15 protein-coding genes are annotated in these 16,947 nt (G+C 41.0%); 10 read left to right on the forward strand and 5 right to left on the reverse strand.

All coding sequences use genetic code 11. From position 1 onward, the window contains the following. The first annotated feature begins 38 nt into the window (after nt 1-38). Together NZ848_RS08130 and NZ848_RS08135 are read left to right on the forward strand one after the other, a co-directional pair. Complete coding sequence (locus NZ848_RS08130; protein ID WP_259015076.1) at nt 39-1,373, forward strand: Gfo/Idh/MocA family protein; 1,335 nt, start codon at nt 39-41, stop codon at nt 1,371-1,373. Nucleotides 1,374-1,694: 321 nt separating this feature from the next. Further along, a complete protein-coding gene (locus NZ848_RS08135; protein WP_259015077.1) occupies nt 1,695-2,942 on the forward strand; it encodes a hypothetical protein in 1,248 nt (415 codons plus the stop codon). Nucleotides 2,943-3,021: 79 nt separating this feature from the next. Here the strand turns inward: NZ848_RS08135 and NZ848_RS08140 are convergent, their stop codons facing one another. Further along, entirely contained in the window at nt 3,022-4,572 is a 1,551-nt protein-coding gene (locus NZ848_RS08140; protein ID WP_259015078.1) for a long-chain-fatty-acid--CoA ligase, read from the reverse strand. Nucleotides 4,573-4,790: 218 nt separating this feature from the next. Here NZ848_RS08140 and NZ848_RS08145 point away from each other — a divergent pair, with 218 nt between their 5' ends. The 6 genes from NZ848_RS08145 to NZ848_RS08170 all read left to right on the forward strand — a co-directional run bounded on the left by NZ848_RS08145 (nt 4,791) and on the right by NZ848_RS08170 (nt 11,058). Next, nucleotides 4,791-5,636 carry a DUF2911 domain-containing protein gene (locus tag NZ848_RS08145; RefSeq protein ID WP_259015079.1) on the forward strand — a complete coding sequence of 282 codons (846 nt, stop codon included), beginning with the start codon at nt 4,791-4,793 and terminating at the stop codon, nt 5,634-5,636. A gap of 56 nt (nt 5,637-5,692) precedes the next feature. Continuing rightward, the gene (prfA, locus tag NZ848_RS08150) at nt 5,693-6,766 is read left to right on the forward strand and encodes a peptide chain release factor 1 (protein ID WP_101724742.1); all 1,074 of its coding nucleotides are present in this window, start codon (nt 5,693-5,695) and stop codon (nt 6,764-6,766) included. Nucleotides 6,767-6,877: 111 nt separating this feature from the next. After that, entirely contained in the window at nt 6,878-7,462 is a 585-nt protein-coding gene (gene rdgB, locus NZ848_RS08155; protein ID WP_259015080.1) for an RdgB/HAM1 family non-canonical purine NTP pyrophosphatase, read from the forward strand. Nucleotides 7,463-7,713: 251 nt separating this feature from the next. After that, a complete protein-coding gene (locus NZ848_RS08160; RefSeq protein WP_259015081.1) occupies nt 7,714-8,559 on the forward strand; it encodes an AraC family transcriptional regulator in 846 nt (281 codons plus the stop codon). Continuing rightward, nucleotides 8,556-10,046: an ATP-binding cassette domain-containing protein gene (locus NZ848_RS08165; protein WP_259015082.1), complete on the forward strand. Its 1,491-nt coding sequence runs from the start codon at nt 8,556-8,558 to the stop codon at nt 10,044-10,046. The genes NZ848_RS08160 and NZ848_RS08165 overlap by 4 nt, the downstream gene beginning before the upstream one ends. A 166-nt stretch (nt 10,047-10,212) precedes the next feature. Beyond that, nucleotides 10,213-11,058 carry a c-type cytochrome gene (locus NZ848_RS08170; RefSeq protein ID WP_253531343.1) on the forward strand — a complete coding sequence of 282 codons (846 nt, stop codon included), beginning with the start codon at nt 10,213-10,215 and terminating at the stop codon, nt 11,056-11,058. Nucleotides 11,059-11,089: 31 nt separating this feature from the next. On the opposite strand, the gene NZ848_RS08175 is transcribed toward NZ848_RS08170, so the two are convergent. Further along, nucleotides 11,090-12,592 carry a hypothetical protein gene (locus NZ848_RS08175; protein ID WP_259015083.1) on the reverse strand — a complete coding sequence of 501 codons (1,503 nt, stop codon included), beginning with the start codon at nt 12,590-12,592 and terminating at the stop codon, nt 11,090-11,092. Between the two features lie 47 nt (nt 12,593-12,639). After that, nucleotides 12,640-13,206, reverse strand: a complete 567-nt coding sequence (locus NZ848_RS08180) for an RNA polymerase sigma factor (RefSeq protein WP_101724736.1) — start codon at nt 13,204-13,206, stop codon at nt 12,640-12,642. Between the two features lie 277 nt (nt 13,207-13,483). On the opposite strand from NZ848_RS08180, the gene NZ848_RS08185 reads away from it, so the two are divergent. After that, on the forward strand, nt 13,484-14,392 hold the full coding sequence (locus NZ848_RS08185; RefSeq protein WP_259015084.1) for a DUF72 domain-containing protein: 909 nt from the start codon (nt 13,484-13,486) through the stop codon (nt 14,390-14,392). Between the two features lie 222 nt (nt 14,393-14,614). After that, nucleotides 14,615-15,196: an LOG family protein gene (locus NZ848_RS08190; protein ID WP_253531325.1), complete on the forward strand. Its 582-nt coding sequence runs from the start codon at nt 14,615-14,617 to the stop codon at nt 15,194-15,196. Here the strand turns inward: NZ848_RS08190 and NZ848_RS08195 are convergent. Then, a complete protein-coding gene (locus tag NZ848_RS08195) occupies nt 15,193-16,560 on the reverse strand; it encodes a M56 family metallopeptidase (protein WP_259015085.1) in 1,368 nt (455 codons plus the stop codon). The two genes, NZ848_RS08190 and NZ848_RS08195, sit on opposite strands and share 4 nt — an antisense overlap. Further along, nucleotides 16,557-16,931 (reverse strand): BlaI/MecI/CopY family transcriptional regulator, encoded by a 375-nt coding sequence (locus NZ848_RS08200; RefSeq protein ID WP_259015086.1) that lies wholly within the window; start codon nt 16,929-16,931, stop codon nt 16,557-16,559. Before NZ848_RS08200 ends, NZ848_RS08195 begins: the two co-directional genes overlap by 4 nt. Between the last annotated feature and the right edge of the window lie 16 nt (nt 16,932-16,947).

Here is a 16,947-nt window from a genome sequence, read left to right on the forward strand (position 1 = left end):
AAAAGTTAAAGTAAGTATTATTCAATCCAAATAAAACTATGACAACCCGCAGAGATTTTATTATTAAATCAGTTCTGGCTACAGCAGCCACTGGTTTTTCGGCAAAGAGTTATGGCAAAATCATAGGAGCAAACGACCGCGTACGCGTAGCTTGTGTGGGGTTCTCTGACCGCCACCGTTCTTCACATGTTGGCCCGTTCAAAGCTTTACAAAAACAGATGAATTTTGAAATGGTTGCCCTTTCAGACATCTGGAACCGCCGCCGTGAAGAAGGAAAAGCCTATTTAGATAAGCAATTGGGAAGCGACGTAAAAGTTTTCCGTAACAATGATGAGCTTTATGCTTCTAAAATGGTAGACGCGGTGTTTATCTCTACTGCTGATTTCCAGCACGCTTTACATACCATTGAGGCCGTAAAAGCAGGTTGCGACACCTATACCGAGAAACCATTGGCCGAAACCATGGAAGACAACCGCGCCGTATTGAAAGCCGTGAAAGCCTCAGGTAAAATAGTACAGATTGGCTCGCAACGCCGTAGTGGTGAAAACTATTTTGCAGCAGAAGACTTCATCAAATCTGGCAAGTTCGGCCCGATTGTAATGGTTGAACTGATGTGGAACGTAAACCAACCCGGCCGTTGGAGAAGAGCTGAATTGACTAAAGATTTGAAAGAGTCTGACGTTGACTGGAAACGTTATCTGATGAACCGTCCGATGGTTCCGTTTGACCCTCGTAAATATCTTGAGTATCGTTTATTCTGGCCTTATTCTTCTGGTATTCCGGGGCAATGGATGAGCCACCAGATTGATACCGTACACTGGTTCTCTGGCTTGCCGCATCCTCGTTCGGTAGTTGCCAACGGAGGTATCTACCAATGGAAAGACGGCAGAACCAACGCCGATACACTTACCGTAGTGTTTGATTACGGCCCATTGAACGATAAATCATCTGGCTTCCAGGTGCAGTTTACTTCTCGTTTCTCAAATTCAGCCGGTGATACCAAAGAATTATACTACTCTAACGGTGGTATGATTAACCTTGATACCAACGAAATTACTCCAACCGGAGGGCTTCGCGAGCGTGAAGCCGCTGCAATGGGCTTAAAAGCCAATCTTTTACCAACAGTTAAGCTTGAAGGCACAAAGGTTGAAGCTGGCGCCAACACAGGTGGAGACTCACTTACATTTGCGCACATTAAAAACTGGATGGAGTGTGTACGCAGCCGTAAAACCCCTCATGCCCCAATTGAAGCAGGTTATTCGCACTCAATTGCTACTATCATGTCGAACGCGGCATACCGTACTGGTCTGAAAGTTACTTTCGACGAGAAAACGCAGGAAGTATTGGCCGGCGGCAAACCATTTAAATATTGATAGTTTAAGTCTTATAGTTTAGGAGGCATAACAGAGATAATCTATTATGCCTCTTTTATTTTTTGATTCTACTTTCATAGTTAGTGATACTTATCATGGTTCTGTAGAAAAGAGTATGCCCGGAGACTATTTCTCTTTATTGATTGTTTGATTTTACGTATATTGCCCCCTAACACTAGATGCCTTGTGACTTTAATCTTTATTTATCTACTAAAACAGGATAAATTCTACTTAGTATTATATGCGCAACAGCTCTTTTGACAATTCGCTTAGTTTTAATTAATCATTGCACATATTATCTTACATTTTATTGACCTGTATATGAAATTAAAATTTTTCATCTTTTTCTTTTTCATTTTTAATGCAGCATTTTCTCAAAAGAAACTTGTTGATGGTTACATTATACTGAAGGGTACAAGTGATACACTGAAAGGCAAAATAGATGACCTTGACTGGAAGTATAACCCTGTCTCTGTAAATTTTGTAAGTGTTTCTACCGGTGAGAAAACATATAAAACCAATGAATTAAAAGCTTTTGGTATTTATAATAAAGAGTATTATGAAGTTAAGACAATTGATTTGGACATCACCCCATCTCAGTTAGAATTATTGTTAAAAACGCCACAGATTATTATAAAAAAAGATACAACTATCGCTTTGATGGTTTTAGTTAAAGCTGACCATCAACTATCTTATTTAGCTGACAGAGAGGGTAAGACTCACTTCTTCTATCAGAATAAATCTGAGACCAAAGAGCTAATTGATCATAAATTTTTACAGCCTGTAAATTGGGATACTTATTTTGTTCATAATAAGGTTTATCTGAATCAGTTAGATACACTCTTTCGAGCTTGTTCAAAGAAACTAAAGACTAAATCGGTAAGATATATAATAGAAGATATGGTGGATGTTTTTACGCAATTTAATGATTGTCTCGGATGCACCTCAACCTGTTATGTCAAGAAAACAGATGATAAAAATACGGTTGCATTAAATTTGATTGCGGGTTTTGATTTAAACACGGTAAATCAAAATTTAATGGAGAAAGATACTAAGGTATTTGAAGACAAATCGTTGCAAACTAGTTTAACGTTTGGCATAGGTGCATCTGTTTCATCGAAGCGTTCAAGGGGTTCTAACATTTTTTATACTGAGCTTTTAATAAAAAAGACTGATGTAGAAAATAAATACTATCAGACCGGATTTCTGAATTTTACACTATCAGAACTCTACCGTAAATACTTTATAAGCTATTCAAGATTCAAACTATTTGGTGGTGTCGGGATGGGTCTCAGTTATAGACATTCAACAGGCCTTAAATTTACAGACTTAACAGCTCCTAATGGTAAATGGTATGTAATTAATTATACCAAGATGTCCGTTGATGGTTTGGTAGAGGTAGGTTTTGAATTAAACAGATTTCAGCTATATAACCGATTACGGTATAAGTTTTTTAATCCTTCAGAGACACACGCTTTACTTTTGCACCAGAATACTGTAAGCGTAAGCAGATTTACCAACGAACTTTGCATATCTTACCAATTCTTAAGAAAAAAGAAAAGTATATAACATAAGAGCAAGTAAATCTTTTATTTCAGCCACTTTAGTTGTTTCGCTAAAGTGGCTGAAATATAACACTTAGATTTACTTATCTGGCTCTCAGCTCCCGCTTCAATATCTTACCCGAGGCCCCCATGGGCAGGCTGCTCATAAATTCTATAATGCGCGGATATTTGTAGGAAGCAATGCGGTCTTTGGTCCAGCTTATCAGTTCCTTGTCTGTTACCTCTGCGCCGGGTTTCAGCACCACACAAGCTTTTATTTCTTCGCCATATTCATTATTAGGTACACCAATTACTGCTACCATTGATATAGCCGGATGCTGTATCATCAGTTCTTCTACCTCACGCGGATATACATTATAACCCCCTCTGATAATCATGTCTTTGGTACGGTCTACAATGTAGTAATAGCCTTCTTCGTCCCGGTAACCTACATCGCCAGAGTGTAGCCAGCCATTTATTATTGATTCTGCAGTGGCGTCAGGGCGTTTATAATAACCTTTCATTACGTTATGGCCCCGGTAGCAAACTTCGCCTTTTTCATTTGCACCCAGCTGATTCCCGTTTTCATCCATTATACAAACTTCAACGCCCCATACCGGCCAGCCTATTGAGCCGGGTTTGCGTGGCCTTCCTTTCTGGTTAAATGTAACAACCGGCGACCCTTCAGACATACCATATCCTTCCAGAATCGGCACATCAAACTTTTGCTCAAAATCATGTAATACCTGTACCGGTAAAGCCGCTCCACCCGACATGCAGATTTTCAGATTATCCTTGATAGCGGCCATATCAAACTTATGTGTGTCGGGGTAGCTTAGTAACCCCCAATACATGGTAGGCACGCCGGCAAAATGTGTTATTTTCTCATTTTGCATAAGGGTAAGTACCATTTCTGCGTCAAAGCGGGGTACAAGCACAGCGGTGGTTCCTTTATATATACTTGCCAGCATGCAGACCGTCTGGCCAAAAATATGGAACAATGGTAACACCAGCATCGATTTATCGTCAGCGCCTAAGTCCTGAAGGTCTTTGCTCAGTATGGCATTAAGCAGCAAATTAGAATGAGTCAGTTCAGCGCCTTTGGGCCTGCCTGTGGTGCCTGATGTATAGATGATTACTGCCGTATCGTCTGGCGAGGTAAAATAACTTTGAAACACCGGCGATTGTTCTGCCATGAGCATGCCCAGTGTTTGGGTTCCTTCAATAGGAGAGGCATCAGTAAAAGCCGGGGTAATCATAAAAAAATCTTTACAGGTTTCTGTCATTTCAAAACCGGCAAAGCCTTCCTGCCCCATGGGCATTTCGGGTGTTCCTGTAAAGCAAAAATAGGCTTTGGCGTCTGAGTCCTGCAAGTGAAAAGCAATTTCCTGACGCTTGAGCAACACGCTCAGAGGCACTACGGTCGCCCCTGTTTTCAGAATGCCGAAGTATATCATCGGGAAATAGGGGAGGTTAGGGCAAGTAAGTGCTACCTTATCGCCATGCCCCACCCCCAAAGCAGCCAAACCATTGGCAATTTGGTTGCTGGCTCCATCAAATTGGGCAAAAGTTATCCGTTTATCGGCAAAAATAAGAGCTTCTTTGCTGGGTGTTGAGCGGGCGTGATGTTCAAGAATGGTTGATAGGTTAAACATAGTGTAACAGGGTTTATTGATTGTGCAATTTATAGATTATATAGTACTCTGAAAAGAATTGTTTGGCTATAAATTGAACCATTTTTAGATAATGTATTTTGATTATATGAGTGTTGTACCCTCATTATTTAGTAGTAGTACTAAAAAACTATTCAAAAAGCACATTCCAAAGGAAGATAAATCTTAACTTCGCACTCTAATATCAGATACAAAAGACAATGAAACATTTTAACTTAAAGCTATTCATTATTTTCATAGCTGTTTCTATTTCAGGCTTTGCACAAATCAATACACCACCAGCCAGCCCTTCGGCAACCATTACGCAAGGGGTGGGTCTTACTAAAGTAACGATTGATTACAGCCGCCCGTCGGTAAAGGGACGTAAAATATTTGGCGATTTAGTGCCATTTGGTAAAGTCTGGAGAACCGGTGCAAACAAAATTACTTCTATAAAGTTTGATGATGAGGTAATAGTAAACGGAACACCCATCAAGGCGGGTAGTTATGGCTTGTATACGATACCTAACGCCACAGAATGGACTGTCATTCTGAATACTGACGACAAGCAGTGGGGCTCTTATGGCTACGATGAAAAAAAAGACGTGTATCGTTTCAAAGTAAAGCCGGCAAAGACTAAATATTTTGTAGAGCAGATGGCCATTGAAATAGAGGGCAAAAACCCTACTACTGCCCATATTGTAATTAAATGGGAAAACACCGAGGCCAGATTTAAAGTTGAGCAAGAGGTTGATGCCAGAATTATGGCTGAAATAGCAGAAAAGACATCAAAACCAGACGTAAGTATTGACACCTATTTTGCAGCCGCAGACTATTACTATCAGAAAGGTGTTTATTTAGATAAGGCTTTGGTTTGGGCCAATAAAGTAATTGAACAAAATAAAGAATACTGGGCGTATCAGCTGGTGGCTCGTGTAGCTGCAAAACAGGGTAATTGTGCAGTTGCATTGCCCAATGCCGAGAAATCGATGGAGTTGGCAAAGAAAGCCGGTGATGACGCTTACATTAAGTTGAATCAGGCTGTTTTTGCACAATGCAAAAAATAATTTCAGGCCGAAAGGCAATGCTCAGCAATAGAGTTTTATAATAGTGTAATAAACGTATGTTAGAACAGTTAGAGGCCATAAAAGAAAGGTTTGAAGAGGTATCTCAACAGATTACGATGCCCGAGGTGGTGTCAGACATGGCAAAATTTAAGCGTCTGAGCAAAGAGTATAAAGACCTGGAGAAGATTGTCAGTCAGTTTAATGCCTATAAGAATATCTTGTCTAATATTGACGGCGCAAAAGACATTATTGCCAACGAAAAGGACGAAGAAATGCGCGATATGGCAAAAGAGGAACTGGATATTCTATTGCCACAAAGAGAAGAGGCAGAGGCTATTCTGAAAGAAATGCTGATACCCAAAGACCCGAACGACAGCAAGAACGTGATTCTTGAAATACGTGCGGGTACCGGTGGCGATGAAGCCTCTATTTTTGCCGGCGACCTATTCAGAATGTATCAACGCTATATTGAACGCCAGGAAGGCTGGACGATGACTCTGCTAGACCATAATGAGGGCACGGCAGGAGGGTATAAAGAGATTATATTACAGGTTGAAGGCGAAGACGTATACGGTAAACTGAAATTTGAGTCAGGAGTACATCGGGTACAGCGTGTGCCTGCCACTGAGTCGCAGGGGCGTGTGCACACGTCTGCGGCTTCTGTTGCAGCTATGCCAGAGGCCGACGAAGTTGATATACAGCTGAACATGAATGATATACGAATCGATACCTTTAACTCTTCAGGCGCTGGCGGGCAGTCGGTAAATACAACTTATTCTGCCGTACGGATGACCCACATTCCTTCGGGCATTGTGGTGTCTTGTCAGGACGAGCGATCACAGATAAAGAACCGCGAAAAGGCGCTTTCGGTGTTACGTTCCAGACTTTACGAAATGGAACTGGCCAAGCACAACGCCGCCATAGCAGATGCCCGCAAGTCTTTAGTAGGTACCGGCGACCGTTCAGATAAGATACGTACCTATAATTATCCGCAAAGCCGTGTGACTGATCATAGAATCGGTTATACAGTCTATAACCTGCCCAGTGTGATGGACGGCGAGATAGACGGTTTTATTGAACAACTCCGGATTGCAGACAACGCAGAAAAAATGAAAGAAGGCTACGCTTAAAGAAAACCAGGAGCGGAACAAAGCTAAATGATATCAAAGTATTGCATCTGCTTTGTTCTGCTCTCCGTTTTGGTATTCATCCAATTGATACATTTTCCTTTCTCTATAACTATGATACTTTGTCTCGCAACTAACAATCAGCATAAAGTAGAAGAATTGCAGACCATGCTAGGTAGCAGGTATGAGCTGAAGACGCTGGCTGATATCGGCTGCTCCGATGAGATACCTGAAACAGAAAATACTTTTCAGGGTAATTCGCGTCAGAAAGCATTATTTATCAGAGAAAGGTTTGGTGTTAACTGTATCGCCGATGACTCCGGACTGGAAGTTGAGGCTTTAAATGGAGAACCGGGTGTGTTTTCGGCCCGCTATGCCGGAGAACACGGCAATCATGCCAGAAATAATGAGCTTCTTCTGAAAAATCTGGAGGGCATAACCAATCGGGCTGCTCAGTTCAGATGTGTAATTACACTCATTCTGGGCGATGACATCCACCAGTTTGATGGCATCATTCGCGGCACCATTGCTCAGGAGCCTAAAGGCATCAAGGGGTTTGGCTACGATCCTCTGTTTATTCCGGAAGGCTACAATCAGAGTTTTGCAGAAATGACACCCGAACAAAAGAATCCAATCAGTCATCGCGGTGTGGCTGTGGCAAAGCTGATAGAATTTTTAGAGGCATTATCAGTTCTTTAGAGCTATAAATAAGGCATTAGAGGGCATTGATTATGCAAGGTGTACCCTAAAACAAAAAAAGCGAAGCATAGGCCTCGCTGATTTAATTATCATAGGTAAAGTATATTTGTCTGTAGAAAGGCAAATGCCCTGAGGCATTACAGGTACAAAATTGGGCTATTTTTCTGCAATAAACTATTCCATCATTATCAAATACTTGTACTTTATTAACATATTATATAATTTTGTTTTACTTATAATGATAATAAAGTATGAAAGTTGAATACGAGAAAATCTCTCCTGATACGGGCAGTTCTTTCCGTTTCATTCATTGGAAATCACAAAACGACCGCTTTTTCTGGCATTATCATCCCGAATATGAAATAGTCTTTGTCCGTAAGGGTTCAGGAAAACTGCATATCGGGAACCACCTTACCAACTACGAGGAGGGAGAACTTGTATTCATTGGGCCTAACTTACCGCATACTGGCTTTGGCTATGGTGTAATAGGGCAGCATGAAGAAATTGTAGTGCAACTAAGGGCTGACTTTCTGGGTGAACGATTTATGGAAACCCCCGAAATGCAACAGATAAAGGTTTTGTTTGAGAGAGCCCGTCAGGGACTCTCGTTTTATGGCAAAGCTCAGAAGCAGGTAGCTGCCAAACTACAACGAATGCTCCATTTATCTCATTTTGACAGGCTGGTTGAGCTATTGAACATTTTTCAGGTATTGGCCACTACTACCGAGTATTCTTTGCTTAATTCATCTGATCTCTCGTTCGACTTCAGCCATAAAGATGAAGACCGGATTAACAAGGTTTATGAATTTGTTGAGCATAACTACCAACAGCCCATTGATATACAAGCCGTTGCCGATTTAATCAGCCTTACTGTGCCTTCATTTTGCAGGTATTTTAAGAAAATTACGCATATTACCTATACTGACTTCGTAAACGAATACAGGGTTAATCAGGCCTGCAGGTTGCTGATTCAAAATTATTCTATTGCGGATATCTGCTTTGAAGTCGGCTTCAATAATATTTCTCATTTTAATAAAACGTTTAAACAACTGAAGGGTAAGAGCCCTCGTGAATACAGACTGACACTTGCAAAATGATTGAACTAGATAAAATATTTATACAGAAAGGAGACCGGATGGTCTTGCATGATATCAGCTGGCGGGTGGCAGCAAATGAAAACTGGGTAATTACAGGCGGAAACGGCGCCGGTAAAAGCACCTTGCTGGAAGTGCTGGCCGGAAAGATTTTCCCCTTCACAGGCCGTGCAGTTATACCACACTATTCTAACATTGCCTTTGTGGCCAGAGATTATAGCTTTAACCGCATTGTGCAGTCGGCTACACTTTATTATCAGCAAAGATTTAACTCAATAGATGCTGAAATTGCTCCAACGGTAATGGAGATTCTCCAGAACAGAATCAAGCCGGTAGGAACCGTCGACGAGGCGTCGGTACAATTACCCCCGCCTGAGTTTACCCAGGAAGAAATAATTCATACAGCCAGCCTTTTAAATATCAACCATCTGCTCAACCGTAGCATTGCTACGTTGTCAAATGGTGAAACCCGCAGAACGCTTATTGTATTAGCGTTATTAAAAAAACCGCAGTACCTGGTTTTAGATAACCCATTTGTAGGGATGGATATTGAAAGCCGTAAAATACTACATGAGGTACTGAACCAGATAGCGCAAACGGGCATTCAGCTAATTCTGGTTAGTTCTGCCAAAGAAATACCCGATTGCATAACCCATCTGCTTGAATTGAACGAAGGCACAATAGTGCGTTCGCAAAAAAGGCCTTTCGTTTTTCAGGATGCGGGCAAAGGCTCTGGCCAGCTATTGTACCCTGCCATGTTGGAAAAGCTCAAACAGCACCCGCCCGAAAGTAACTTTGAATACGCAGTGAATATGCGCAACATTACAGTTGTCTATAAAGAAAAAAACGTTGTAGATAATGTAAGCTGGAAAGTAAAAAAGGGCGACAAATGGGCTTTAATGGGCCATAACGGCTCAGGTAAAAGCACTTTGCTTAGCCTGATTACGGCTGATAATCCGCAAGGATACCAGAACGATTATGATTTGTTTGACATAAAACGTGGGTCAGGAGAGAGTATCTGGGATATCAAGAAACGAATAGGCTACGTTTCGCCAGAGCTGCATCTGTATTTTAACCGCCATGCCGAAGTCTGGAAAGCAGTAGCTTCAGGGTTGTTTGATTCGGCAGGCCTATTTAAAAAGTTAAGCCCCGAAGAACAAACCGTGGTAGAAGAATACATGGCGTTGCTTCATATTCAACACCTGGCAAAAAGGAAGATAACGCAGCTTTCATCAGGCGAGCAGCGTCAGGTATTTCTGGCCAGAGCCCTGGTTAAAAACCCATCGTTATTATTGCTGGACGAACCCTGCCAGGGCCTTGATTATAATCACATGGTGGATTTCCGCGACATGGTGAATGAACTGGTACAGGAGCTTGATAAAACCCTTATTTACGTAACACATTATACAGACGAGATTCCGGCCTGTGTAGATAAGGTGATCAGACTTGAAAACGGAAAAGCCGTAGAAATAGGCGCCGGAAAATTCTAAAGGCATTTTCTATAAAGAATACCTGCCCGGTTTTAATAGTTGATTTTTGTGGGATACCGTGAACGATTCATTAAAGTGGAATCGTTCAAAAAAAAGTCGGATTAGATTTTAAGCCCCCATTAATTTGGGGTAATTTTAAACCACAATACCAACCATTATGCGGCCAATGAAAAAGGTTCTACTGTTTCTGTCAATACCTGTTATTTATCTTTCCTGCAATCAATCTCCCTCTTCCGGTGCCGACTCCCTGCAGGTAGCTAAGCCTGAACCGGTTTTGCTGAGCTCAACAGACTCGATTTCTGTTGATTTGGTAGAGCTTAAAGAAAAAGGCCTTCTTGAAAATACCCGGCTGATTACACTAAGCAAAGACCCGGTTTATATGAAGAAAAAAAGGTATAACGCAATAGCGCTCAAAGATATATTAGAGAAGTATTCGTCGGCAAAAAAACAAAATGCAGCAGAAACAAAGGTTGTCTTTGAATGCGAAGACGGATACAAACCTGAAATGTCTCTTGAAAAACTATTGGCGTCAAAGGCGTATCTGGCAGTGAGCGATGCAGACGCGCCTGAAGACAAAGAATGGGAGCCGCTGGAAGAAAAAGGAAGAGAAATAAAAATAGCCCCCTTTTATGTAATTTATGAGGGCGTAGCGGGCGATGACGTAAATTACAAATGGCCTTATAATCTGGTAAAGATTCATCTGGCGCCATTGCATGAAAACGATGCCGTTCTTGTACCCAGGTCAGAATTGGCTATGGCCGGGTATGAGCTGTTCAAGAACCGTTGCCAGACCTGCCACAGCATAAACAAAATAGGCGGTAAAATGGGGCCTGAGCTGAATTTTCCGAAAAATGTGACCGAATACTGGAAAATCGAAGACCTGAAAGCTTTTATTCAGAATCCGGAGGCCTATCGCAATGATGTTAAAATGCCTAATTTAGGAATAAAACCGAAAGAAGCAGAAGAAATTATCAGATACCTGGAGTATATGCGTAAGAATAAACTCAACTAAGGCCGAACGCAAGGGGTGTTCCGGCCTTAGTTTAAAATCTGTAATTAAAGCCATAGTTGATGCCAAACATCTGCATTTGCATATTGATATTAACGGCGCTGGTCATGCCCGAAAACAGCGCTCTCTGATACGACGTGCCAATATTAGCCTGCCAGTGTCTGTTAAGCATATAGCTGGCTCTTACACCACCCAGCCCGCTGAAATTAACAGGTTTATAAATGTTATTTTCGCTATTAATAGTGTTTTTCCCTCTTACCAGCCCTTTGTCTGTAAAAATACTGTTCTGCAAAAAGATGTCTGTCGAAAACCCGGCAAGCAGGTTAAGGCTCATTTTTTTGGTAAGCCCAACTTCATAGGCCATTTGCATGGGTATCATCAGGTATTCATATCTGTTGCCAAACTGAGAGGCATCGGCCACAACAGTATTGCTGTTTTTAACCTGAGAATAGTTCTGCGCCGAATTTTGCAACAAATAATTGCCCAGAAAAGTATTTACATATCCGTTATTCTGAAACGCATAAGTATTGGTCTCAAGGGTTGAGTTTCCTCTTAAATACCTGACACCACTTTCTATATGCCATTTTTTAGAAACCCTGACGCCAAAGGCTATACCACTGTTAATGGCCACGCCGTTTTTTACATCATTCCGGGGTCTTGAAACAGACAAAGATCCTTTATCGCTCGGAGAATTGCTGGCGTTGGTCAACTGGGCATAGTCGCTTGCTGCACTATAAGCCATTGAATTCAAATTACCCAGTTTCATGTTTGGATCAAAAGGCGCAACCCCTGATTGCAGCCCAACCCAGAACTTTGATTCATTGGCAGCCAGAGCAGTATTTGGTGATTCTTCATCGGTTTCAGCATCAAAAGCCAGTTTATTTCTCTTCATGGTATACCTGCTGCCAAAATAGCTATACTTTTTGCTGTCCAGCTTTTCAAGACTACCCAAATTATGGGCGCTGGCCAATAGTGGTTCTGCGGTAACTGCTACTGAGTTTTCGTTAGTGTTACGGGCTAATCCGGCAATGCCCGATTTGCCAGCGCCGTCCGTTGGAAGTAAATTAACTGCAACAGAAGTCTCTGGTCGTTTACTTGCCGCTATATTACTATTAGCAGCAATTGTAATTCTGGAATTTTTTAAATCAGGAGTCCCTGTTCCGCTTGTTTTACTTTCTTTTGTGGCTATTAATGATGGATTATTCGTGGTGGCTTTGCCAGTAGGTGATACGCCAAGCCGGTTTTCCGGCATGGTTTCAGAGGCATTTTGGTCTTTTACAATTCTATCGTTACTTTGGGCTATATCAGCTTTGGGGGTCTCATTAAAGAATAGAATACCTCCCAACACTAAAGCTAATGCGGCTGCCAGCCCTGTAGCCATTAGTGACGGTTTAAGGAAAAATAAAAACGGACGCTTCTTCTTCTTATCCAGCTCCGACTCAATGCGTCCCCACAATTCCTCAGAAGGAGTCATTGCGGCGTTTTCAAACGCTTTTCTCCATTCTTCTTCAAAATTGTTTTGTTCTTCAACTTTCATTTTTTTATATCACGTAACTATCGTGTCCGTGTTGTAAGTGTTTACAGTTAAATTTTACTGACAGGAGCTTTACTATCTGTCTTTTTGGTGCCTGCTCCAAGTTTCAGTTGCAATAAACTCCTGGCTCTTGAATACTGAGACTTTGAGGTCCCCTCTGATATACCCAGCAGGGCGGCAATTTCATTATGCTGATACCCTTCAATAGCATATAGGTTAAAGATGGTTCTGCAACCGTCAGGCAGGCTGTTTACCATTTCCATCAGCTGAGAAAACTGAAAGTTCGAAAGCGTAAAATCGCTGTCTTCAATTTTGTCGCTCACCAGTTCACTGTCTGTATGCTGCATCCAGTTGGGTTGATTCTGCAATTCTTTCAGAGCAGTATTAACCACAATTTTTCTTAACCAGGCCTCAAGAGGGCAATCGAACCGAAAAGTAGGCAGCTTCTGATAAATTTTCATGAACGAATCCTGCAATACGTCTTCGGCATCGGGCTTATTTTTCATGTACCGCATAGCAGTAACAAGTAACTTAGACGCAAACATCTCATAGAGTTGTCGCTGCGCCACTCGTTCTTGCCGAATACAAGCCTGCACTAAATCATATTCGCGGTGCATGAAAAGGGTAAGTTTTTATCCAAACAGTCTGGACAGAAAAGGGTTTTTATTTATAAGATTACTTTTTGTACCAATTGGTTGGAATATCCTGAATTTATTTACTGATGTACTTACAAAATTAGGCCTTAAAAGTTTCAAAAAATAATGTTTAAATGATTGAACATGCCAACCGAATGATGAATGGTAATTTTGTAGTTGAATTTTAATGATAATTGCCAACGGCTATTGTATATTTTGGGGGTGCACATTTTATTACATTAAAACAAACAGTTTTAAGATGACTTTCGGAAAGCTAGAGGATTTGTCAGACGTTGATTTTACGCTGCCTGACGATAATCCGTTAACAACAAATGTGATATCGGCAAGAGACAACGCAATGCCATTACAGGTTTGTATTGGCCTGCCCATTTGGGCAGACAAGACCTGGAAAGGTAAGTTGTATCCACAAAACGCAAAAGATAATGAGTTTCTGTATTATTATGCCCGGCAATTTAATTGTATAGAATTGAATCAGTCGCTCTACAAAATGCCAGATGTAAAAACCATGCGTGAATGGAAAGACAGTTGCCCAGACGGATTTAAGTTTTTTCCGAAGTTTCATCAGAGTATCAGTCATGAAAGAAAACTTATAGGTGCTGCCGAACCCACAGCACAGTTTTGTGAGGCCGTGCTGTCTTTGGGCAATTGCCTTGGCAGGGTATTCCTGCAGCTCTCGCCGGCATACCAACCGGGTCAGCTAAAAAACCTGGAAAAATATCTTAAGTCTTTACCTCCTGAATTGCCTGTTTCGGTAGAGTTACGGCATGAGCAATGGTTTGCCGATGCGGGTATCTGGCAAGAAACCTGCGCCATGCTGCATTCATTGGGTGTAGGGACGGTCATTTCAGATGTGGCCGGCAGAAGAGACGTACTACACATGACCCTTACTACTAACCATCTGATGCTTCGTTTTATGGGAAATGATTTACACCCCACCGATTATACAAGAGCAGATGCCTGGTGCGAAAGAATAGTTGGCTGGATTAACCTGGGGTTGAAAAACATTTATGTTTTCATACACTGCCACAATAACTCTTTTGCACCCGAACTGGCGCTTTACTGGATAAAAAAACTCAATGATTTGGGTAATTTACGTATACAGGAACCCAGACTGAGGCCGCAGAGTGTTCAGGGTAGCCTATTCTGAAAAAAATCTTGCATTATTACTATTAAATCTATATATTGCACAAAGTTTCGCTAAAATTGTAATCAAAATTTATGTATATACGTACATGACACAAGCAAGAAAAGCCATTGAAAATCAAAGATTTTTTTTCCTGACAAATTTAGCGAACAAATAAGCCCAACAACTTGTTGGGTTTTATTTTTTATTAGCTTTACGCATCGTAAAAGTATTTCTTCAAAATCAATGAAAAGCATTTTAGTTTATTGCGGCGCAAACGAGGGAAATAAACCCATATACAAAGAAAAGGCCCGTGCTTTGGGTAGTATATTAGTTAAAAAAAACATCAGGTTGGTTTATGGTGGTGGTAGTGTAGGCCTGATGGGTGTAGTGGCAGACACCATGCTGGAAGCGGGTGGATATGTAATTGGTGTGATTCCTGATTTTCTGATAAGAATGGAGGTAGGGCATAAGGGTTTAACGGAGTTGCACACGGTTGAATCAATGCATGAGCGCAAAGCGTTGATGGAAAAGCTGACCGATGGGATTATGGCCATACCCGGCGGTTTTGGTACCTTTGACGAACTATTTGAGATATTAACCTGGGCGCAACTGGGTTTGCATGAAAAACCCATCGGCATATTAAATGTCAATGGGTTTTATGATCACCTGCTGAAGCAGATTGATGTAATGGTAGAAGAAGGATTCCTGAAACAGGAAAACCGAAGCTTGCTGCTGGTGTCTGACGATATCGACGATTTACTGCAACAAATGGAAAACTTTAAGCCTTTGCCAACCAAAAAGTGGCTCAAAAGAGGCGATACTTAATTGCCTTCCTTTTTTACAGGTAAATCTATAATTAACATAGGTGACTCTTTCACTTCTTTCAGGTAAACGTTCTCGTAGTAATCGTTTGTCATCAGATTTATCTGGTAATAATGCTTGCCATAATTAATGGCGTTTTTGGCTAGTTTGCTAGTAAAGTAATTGGCGATGTCGCTGGCCTTATATTTTGATAGTTGGCTATTGGCAATTCTCTTATTGTTTAGCCAAACGCCATACATTTTAGAGTCTTCCCATTTTTTCATTTGCGCTGTAGTTGGTACTTCTTTTTCAAAATACAGAACTTTCATTGGCATTTTTTTCTCTTCTTCTGTTAGTTCGCTGGGTTTTTTGCGTAGCGGAAACTTTTTTTTCTGGAGGATTAAAATAGTTGCGTTCTGATAATTGACATCATCTTTGGTAAGCAAATAGGGTTTCAGGCTAATTTCAATTGGTGGTGGGCTAAGCTTTAAATTTGCTGGTTTTTGGGCTGTCAATTGAATGTTGGCAAGGCAAATGGCCAACGCAATGAATAGTGGAGCGCAAATAGCTTTTTTAATAAAAGCAGTTGCAGCTGATGTGATTTTGGTCATCATAAGAAAACGTTTTTTAGTTATTTGAAAGTTTAAGTTGCTTGTTAAAGATTTGCCTGTGGCCTGAGTGGCTTTGCTGAGCAATAAGTACTGATAAGATGTAATATTATTGTGAAGGCTATTAACTGCCTCGTCTGCCAGAAACTCATGGTTTAACTGAATGGCCTGCTTGAAAAGGTATAGCATAGGGTTAAACCAGCATACAGCGCGGAGTATTTCTACAACTAGTACATCAAAAGAATGCTTCTGCCGCACATGCGCCAGTTCGTGGCTGAGTAATTCGGGTTCGATATTGGCATTTACATAATGTACTTTGCTGAGAAATATAAAATTAAGAAACGTATAGGGGAGAATGTTTTCTTCCAGTAATATTAATGTTGCACCCTGGTAACTGATGCTTTCGTTTTTCTGTACCTTTTGGTAAATACAAAATAAATTATAAATAAACCGGGTCAGCAGAAAGGCAGAAATCAGGCAGCTTAGTAAAATGACGTATTTTGTCCATGAAGTATCCTGTTGCGCTGAGATTTCCTGCACAGGTTTAATAGTATTTAGAATAGATGGCCGGGCATCTAAGGTTCTGGATATTGCTGCTATTTTACTTTCAGCTGAAGGGGCAATCTCGATGTTTACGAGCGGCGCAATAATTGCAAAAACCAGACTGGCCAGCAAATAAAACCTGTTAAACCGGTGAATTTTCTCGGCCTCTAATAATAATTTGTAAATGCCCCACAGTATGGCCAGGCACATGGTAGATTTAAAAAGATAGAGTATCATTGTTCTTTCTTTTTTTGAATTTCTTTTTCGATAATGGCTTTCAGTTCGTCTAATTCCTTGCCGGATAGATTGGTTTCTGTTGTAAAAAACGAAGCAAACTGAGAGGCAGAGTTGTTAAAGAATGTCTTGATTAAGACATTTACATGCTGGGTGAAATATTGATTTTTACTAATTAATGGATAATATTCTCTCGAATTTCCATATTCTTTGTAGGCAACAAAGCCTTTTTCTGCCATCCGTTTCAAGAGGGTTGCAATAGTGGTGGCAGCAGGTTTAGGCTCCGGATAAGCCTCAAGCAAATCTTTCATAAAGGCTTTTTGGGCCGTCCATAAATGGTGCATCAGTGTTTCTTCGGCTGGCGATAGCTTCATGTTCTACAATTTTAGA

Origin of the sequence: Emticicia fluvialis (assembly GCF_024793945.1) — a bacterium.
Classification (GTDB): Bacteria; Bacteroidota; Bacteroidia; order Cytophagales; family Spirosomataceae; genus Emticicia; species Emticicia fluvialis.